Below are 2844 nucleotides of genomic sequence, written 5' to 3'. Positions count from 1 at the left end.
TGCTCGCCCTGTTCAGTGGCGGCCAGCCACCGCCACACCGCACGCCCAATGGATCCGCCACCGCGCTCACATTGCCCGGTGATGCGCTTCCCTGGCTTAGTCTTTCGCTTTTACGGCGTACAGCTTGCCGTCTTTGCTGCCGACGTAAACGGTTCCGCCGGCGACAACCGGCGACGAGTTCACTTCCCCGTCGGTATCCAAGGTCCACCGTTTCTCGCCTGTGGCGGCGTCCACCGCGTACAAGTTACTATCGGCACTGCCAACGTAGACGGTTCCGTCGGCGACAACCGGCGATGAGTTCACGGCACCTTCGACGTGCAAGGCCCATCGTTCTTTTCCGGTCTTGACGTCCGCGGCATACAGCACACCATCACCACTGCCGACGTAAACAGTCCCGTCAGCGAGCTTGGGTGAGGAGTACGTAGGGCCGCCGATATACATGTTCCAACGCTCCCTGCCAGTCTTGATGTCCACTGCGTACAGGCTGCCGTCTTCAATGACGTCGTAGGCGGTGCCGCCAGCGACCGCTGGAGTGGACACCATGGGTCCATCCCCGTCGAAAGCCCACCGCTTTCTGCCGGTGGCGGCGTCTAGCGCGTTCAACTCGCTCCCGGCGCTGAAGTACACAGTCCCGTCGACAAGCGCAGGAGCCGAACGCACCTGCGATCCGGCATCGAAGGTCCATCGCTTCTCTCCAGTGGAGGCATCCACTGCGTGAAGGGTGTGCAGTCCATCCCCGACATACACGGTTCCGTCAGCCACCGTGGGAGACGAATCCACGGTGTCGAAGGAGAACCCGGGGACCTGGTAGAGCCACTGCTGCTTTCCAGTGGCCCGCTCCACCGCGCGGAGATTGCCGTCGCTGTTGATGACGTAGACGAGACCGCCAGCTGTAGTTGGCGAGGAAACCGTGTCACCATGAACGTTAAGGACCCACCGCTGCTTGCCGGTGTTCATGTCCACGGCATACAGGTTGCTGCCGGTCTCGGAATCGGAGTCGCTGCCGACGTAGACGGTTCCGTCGGCAACCGTTGGCGACGAGTTCACTACACCATCGGTGGCGAAGCTCCAGCGTGCGCTGCGCCCATCGTCGAAGAATCTCCACGTAGCAAGGGCGAGAACGGTGACGATGGCGGTGCCGAAGCCAGCCATGAGCCTGCGACGTGAGATCCTGGGAAGCAACCTGACAAGCCTTGCAGCGAGCGGGGCTGCAGGGGCCTGCTCGCCGGGCCTCTCAGGGAGTACGTCGCCATTTTCTCGGTTTGGCCCAACCTGTGAGTTGGGATTGGATGGCCCAGCGTGGCTTACCCGGATCGAGGGGAGCCCTTCCTGGCCGTATTCCTCGGTATTCAGCAGAGCGGCATCAAGGGGAAAAGTCTGTGCTACCGCTTCAGGCAGCCATCCAGGTCTGGCTAATACCTGGGTCGTGATCCACTGACCGCTAGTTTTTCCGAGTGCCCGGGCGCACTCTTCGAGCACCTCTGCCACGGCAGGACGCTGATGCGGATTCTTGGCCATGCAGCGAACAATCAAGTCCAGTAGTTCCGTCTGCAGTCCGCCGAAAAAGGGCTTCTCATACACAGTACGAAAGTTCACTGCATGCCCAGAGCCGGTTCCGAACGGGCTGGCTCCGGTTGCCGCGTAGGTTAGGACTGCCCCCAATGAGAACACATCGCTGGGCGGACCAACCGGCTTGCCCGTCACCTGCTCAGGCGACATGAATCCGGGAGTACCGATCACCGTCCCCGTCTGAGTCAGTGCACTTGCCTCGGCGGCTACGGAGATCCCGAAGTCGATCACCCGTGGTCCGTCGGGGGCCAGCAGCACGTTCGACGGTTTTAGGTCACGGTGGATCACCCCAGCGCTATGAATGGCCTCTAGCGCCTCGGCTAACCCAGCTCCGAGAGCCAGCACTGAATGGTCTCGCCACGCCCCGTGGGCACGCACCGCCCCCTCCAATGACAACCCCGGCACATACGCAGTGGCCAGCCACGCTGGCGACCCTTCAGGATCCGCATCCACGACGGCCGCAGTGAAGAACCCCGTGACACGGCGCGCAGCCTCAACCTCACGCGCGAACCGCTGGCGGAATCCCGCATCCTCCGCCAACTCCGCGCGCACCACTTTGACGGCCACCGCACGCCCACTGGCCGAGCGTCCCAGGTAGACCCGCCCCATCCCGCCCGCACCCAGCCGGGCCACGATTTGGTACCGACCTACCCGGCAGGGGTCCTCCGGCGCGAGCTGCTCCAACGCTTTCCCCCAGACCCAGGGCCCCGCAGGGCCCGCTGTCGACGACTACTCATCCGATCTCACACCTCTAAGTTCCTTTCTACCTCGTACAGTTCCTGCTAGGCGCCTATAAGGCAGAACCTATGGTCGAATGTTTGTCTGACGGCTCGGCGTGATGCTTAGAGCTCGTAACCCGCCGGCCAGGCGTTTACAACGGTCGCGTTACTGAGATTTTCAGGGTGGGATCGGTGGTGCGAGGGTCAGGCCTGTGACGGTGAGGCACCCGTCGATCAGATGGGGTCGGAGCTGGATCCTGCGTAACTCGCGGCGGAGCTTGCGGTCGAGGTCGTCGGGTGTGCCGAAAGCGGTGTTGGCCATCGCTCTGCGCACGAGGGACCAGACGGCCTCGACGGGATTCAGGTCGGGTGCATACGGCGGGAGCCTGACGGTGGTGAGCCAGTCGTGCTCGGCCTCGTACCGTTTCAGACCGTCTGCCAGATGGGTGTTGAGATTGTCCCAGACCACCACAATTGGGCCGCCGAGCTGGATGTGTGCCCTCACCAGCAGGTCGCGATAGTCCTTCCAGGAGAAGCTCCTGCGTGCGCCCTTGAG

2 protein-coding genes are annotated in these 2844 nt (G+C 62.9%); both read right to left on the bottom strand.

Annotation, left to right across the window (positions count from 1 at the left end; genetic code table 11):
• Nucleotides 1-96 precede the first annotated feature (96 nt).
• Complete coding sequence (locus AB0447_RS36400; protein WP_366481248.1) at nucleotides 97-2202, bottom strand: serine/threonine-protein kinase; 2106 nt, start codon at nucleotides 2200-2202, stop codon at nucleotides 97-99.
• A gap of 264 nt (nucleotides 2203-2466) precedes the next feature.
• Nucleotides 2467-2844, bottom strand: a 378-nt coding sequence (locus AB0447_RS36395) for a transposase (protein ID WP_366481247.1), incomplete at its 5' end; no start/stop codon positions are given.

Source organism: Streptomyces sp. NPDC051211 (assembly GCF_040689505.1).
Taxonomy (GTDB): domain Bacteria; phylum Actinomycetota; class Actinomycetes; order Streptomycetales; family Streptomycetaceae; genus Streptomyces.
This window is presented reverse-complemented; position numbering and strand designations above follow the sequence as displayed.